Source organism: Reichenbachiella sp. (assembly GCF_039969095.1).
In the GTDB taxonomy this organism is placed as follows: domain Bacteria; phylum Bacteroidota; class Bacteroidia; order Cytophagales; family Cyclobacteriaceae; genus Reichenbachiella.
Genome location: NZ_JBDVOL010000009.1, coordinates 1 through 3367, shown reverse-complemented (window position 1 = coordinate 3367; position 3367 = coordinate 1). Strand labels below are relative to the sequence as shown.

Here is a 3367-nt window from a genome sequence, read left to right as displayed (position 1 = left end):
ATCCGACAATATTGCATCTCGGTGAACCAGCGTATAAGAAGGAATAGGCATTTTTTCTTGCTCAATTTGTTTGATCATACTTTCCAATTTCATCTTTTTCATCCGCCCAGATAGACTACCAAATTCTGAGAAATTCAACTCAGATATTCCCTCTTTGATATGCTTATCTAATAGCCAACCTGCTGGCTGAAAATTACTGTACCATGGGTAGTTGACCTGATCACTATGGCAGTTATAGCAGGATGTTTTAAGCATCTTTTCTATATGCACTGGAGAGCTATTTGTAACCAGAAAGTCATCGGGGCCTGCAGGTATGTTTGGATTGTGGTTGGTGGGAATGAATTGAATTCCCACCAAGACAATTATGAGTATAAACAAGGAAACCCTGATTAGCTTTTTCACCCGACTTCAATTACTTTTTTGACAGAACCACAGGTTTGCATCTTTCCAGCAAATAAAGGATTAACAATTTCTTCTGAATCACTTAGCCATATACCTCCTTCATTTTTATTATACATTGGGCAGTATTGCTCATAAAGTTTTCTGTCCGAACCTACAATGGCCAGTAGATCTTCAAAATCCTTACCCATAGCCTGAAAATGTTCAATCTGATGATCCATTTCACTTTTGGCAATGTGTTCGCTGTGTTCTTGAATAACTTCAAGAATTTCATTCACAGTTGTTTTATCATCAGTAGATACCTGATCGAAAGAGATCGTTTTGGCATTTTCAGCCAGTTTGGCGGCTGCTTTGGCAGCATCGACTTTGTTGTTGGCACTTAGAGCTTGCTTAATTTCCAAGTATTCGTTAATAAGTTCTGTCTTAGAAGCAGCTCCGGCCATGGTCATTTCTTGATCCATATTTTCCATCGTTTCAGACATAGCCTCATGGTCATGTTCTTCTGATCCTTCAGCGTGGCCATCTAGTTTTTTCTCTCCACAGGCGATAAGGGAAATTGCCAGTCCGGCAATGAGTGCCAGCGATAAAATTGATTTTTGAGTTTTCATATTTTTTGAGTTTTAAATTGGTTTCTTAATTGTTGATATAATGGCTCTTCTTAAGCCATTTGATTATGGTTGCTAAATCAATTACCCAATACTCCATTGCCCATCAGTATTAGTGAATAAGCCGTGAGGAATTGTAGGGATTGATAATCAAAGCACGCTCACTTATGATTTAATTTGTCTTTTTAATAACTGTGCGTTTAATGCGACGATCACTGTACTTAAGCTCATTAGTGCTGCACCAATGGCAGGACTAAGGATGATTCCCGCGCCAGCCAATACACCAGCTGCCAGTGGAACGGCCACGATGTTGTAGCCTGCTGCCCACCAGATATTCTGCATCATTTTTTTATAGGTAGCTGTTCCGAAGAGGATCAGATTTGCAATGTCTTTTGGATTGCTATTGACCAAAATGATATCAGCTGTTTCAGCAGCAACGTCAGTTCCTGATCCCACAGCGATTCCAACATCTGCCTGAGCTAAAGCTGGGGCATCGTTGACACCATCTCCGGTCATTGCCACGAATTCACCTTTTGCCTGCAAATCTTTGATAATCTTCTGCTTGTCTTCTGGCATTACTTCTGAATAGTAGCCGTCCAGCCCGAGTGTTTCACTTACTGCTTTAGCCACTATTTCATTGTCACCTGTCGCCATAAGTATTTTTATACCCTGCTTTTTAAGTGTCTCTATTGCTTCTTTGGATTCGTCACGGATTTCATCCGCCAAAGCGATGAATCCTATTAGTTTTTCATCCGAAAGAACAAAGACTACTGTTTCATCTTCTGTTTTGAAAGCTCCTTCAGGTTGCTCTATGTCTTTTTGTTTTAATCCTCCTGGGCTCATAATGCTGATTTTTTTGCCATCGAGTGTGGCTTCTATGCCCATCCCAGTGATGTTTTGGAAGTTTTCTGGCTTGCTGAGGTTTAGTTTTAACTCCTTGGATTTCCTCACTATTCCAGCTGCGATTGGATGTTCAGAACTGTTTTCAAGTGCTGCTGCAATGGCGAGTAAGTCTTTATCATCTATTCCCTCTGCTACACTTTTGAATCGAGTCACTCCGAATTCACCTTTGGTCAAGGTTCCTGTCTTGTCAAAAATTATGGTAGTCAGTTTTCGTGAATTTTCGAAGGCAGTTCTATTGCGAATCAATAAGCCATGCTTAGCCGAAACTGATGTAGAAATCGCGACCACTAATGGTACCGCCAATCCCAGTGCGTGGGGACAGGAGATAATCATGACCGTTACCATTCGCTCCAGCGCATAGTTGAAATCTTTGCCTAAGCTTAGCCATACTACCAGCGTGATAATCCCTGCTGCCAAAGCGATGTAAAACAACCAGCCTGCTGCCTTGTCAGCCAGATTTTGAGTGTTAGACTTAGTTTTCTGTGCTTCTGTCACCAATCCGATTACTTTGGACAAATAGGAGTCTTCACCGGTGTGCTTCACCTTAATTTTCAGTGCACCGTTGTCGTTGACTGACCCACCAATCACCTCATCGTCTTTTTGTTTTGATACTGGTTTGGATTCCCCGGTAAGCATGGATTCATTTACATGACTATTTCCTTCGAGAACCTGTCCATCAGCTGGAATTTTCTCTCCAGGCCTCACCAGAATGGTGTCTCCAGACTTTAGCTCTGCAATTGGTACATCTTCGGATTCTCCATTTTCCTTAATTCTCCTTGCTTCGGAGGGCATCATCTTAGCCAGCTCCTGTAGGGCATTGGATGCACCCATTACGGACTTCATTTCTATCCAGTGGCCTAGTAGCATGATGTCAATTAAACTGACCAACTCCCAGAAAAACATCTTTCCAGTTAAGCCAAATACCACAGCTGAGCTATAGAAATAGGCTACTGAAATGGCCAGAGCAATCAAAGTCATCATGCCTGGTTTCTTATTTTTCAATTCACCCACCATTCCCTTTAAGAAAGGCCAGCCACCGTAAAAGAAGACTAGTGAGGAGAGCACAAACTGTAAATACCGATCGCCTTCGAATGTAAATTCATAACCCAAGAGTCCTTGGATCATTGGTGCTAAGACTACAATTGGTAAGGTGATCACCAGTGAAATCCAGAAACGCTTTTTGAAATCTTCGATCATATGCATATGATGCATGCTATGATCATGGCCTTCCATTCCTTTCATTTCATGCTTTCCCTTTTTGGGAGAGGCATGTTGCGTACTGCTGTGATGTGAATGATCCATAGTGTAGCTCTTTTAGTTTTAATTCACCTTAGAAATCCACCTGCTTTGCAGGTGGTCATGTCCTATTAGCTATGCTTATATTTGGGTTATGACCAAATACAGGAAGTCAAGTCATGTAGTTTTCAAATGTGATTATCATATTGTTTGGGTACCCAAAT

At 41.4% G+C, this 3367-nt stretch carries 3 protein-coding genes; all 3 read right to left on the bottom strand.

All coding sequences use genetic code 11. From position 1 onward, the window contains the following. A partial coding sequence (locus ABJH98_RS03410; protein WP_348299170.1) for a heme-binding domain-containing protein occupies nucleotides 1–378 on the bottom strand: 378 nt, incomplete at its 3' end. A 20-nt stretch (nucleotides 379–398) separates the two neighbouring features. Beyond that, nucleotides 399–1007 (bottom strand): DUF3347 domain-containing protein, encoded by a 609-nt coding sequence (locus ABJH98_RS03405; protein ID WP_348299169.1) that lies wholly within the window; start codon nucleotides 1005–1007, stop codon nucleotides 399–401. A 162-nt stretch (nucleotides 1008–1169) separates the two neighbouring features. Continuing rightward, complete coding sequence (locus ABJH98_RS03400; RefSeq protein ID WP_348299171.1) at nucleotides 1170–3149, bottom strand: copper-translocating P-type ATPase; 1980 nt, start codon at nucleotides 3147–3149, stop codon at nucleotides 1170–1172. Nucleotides 3150–3367 lie beyond the last annotated feature (218 nt).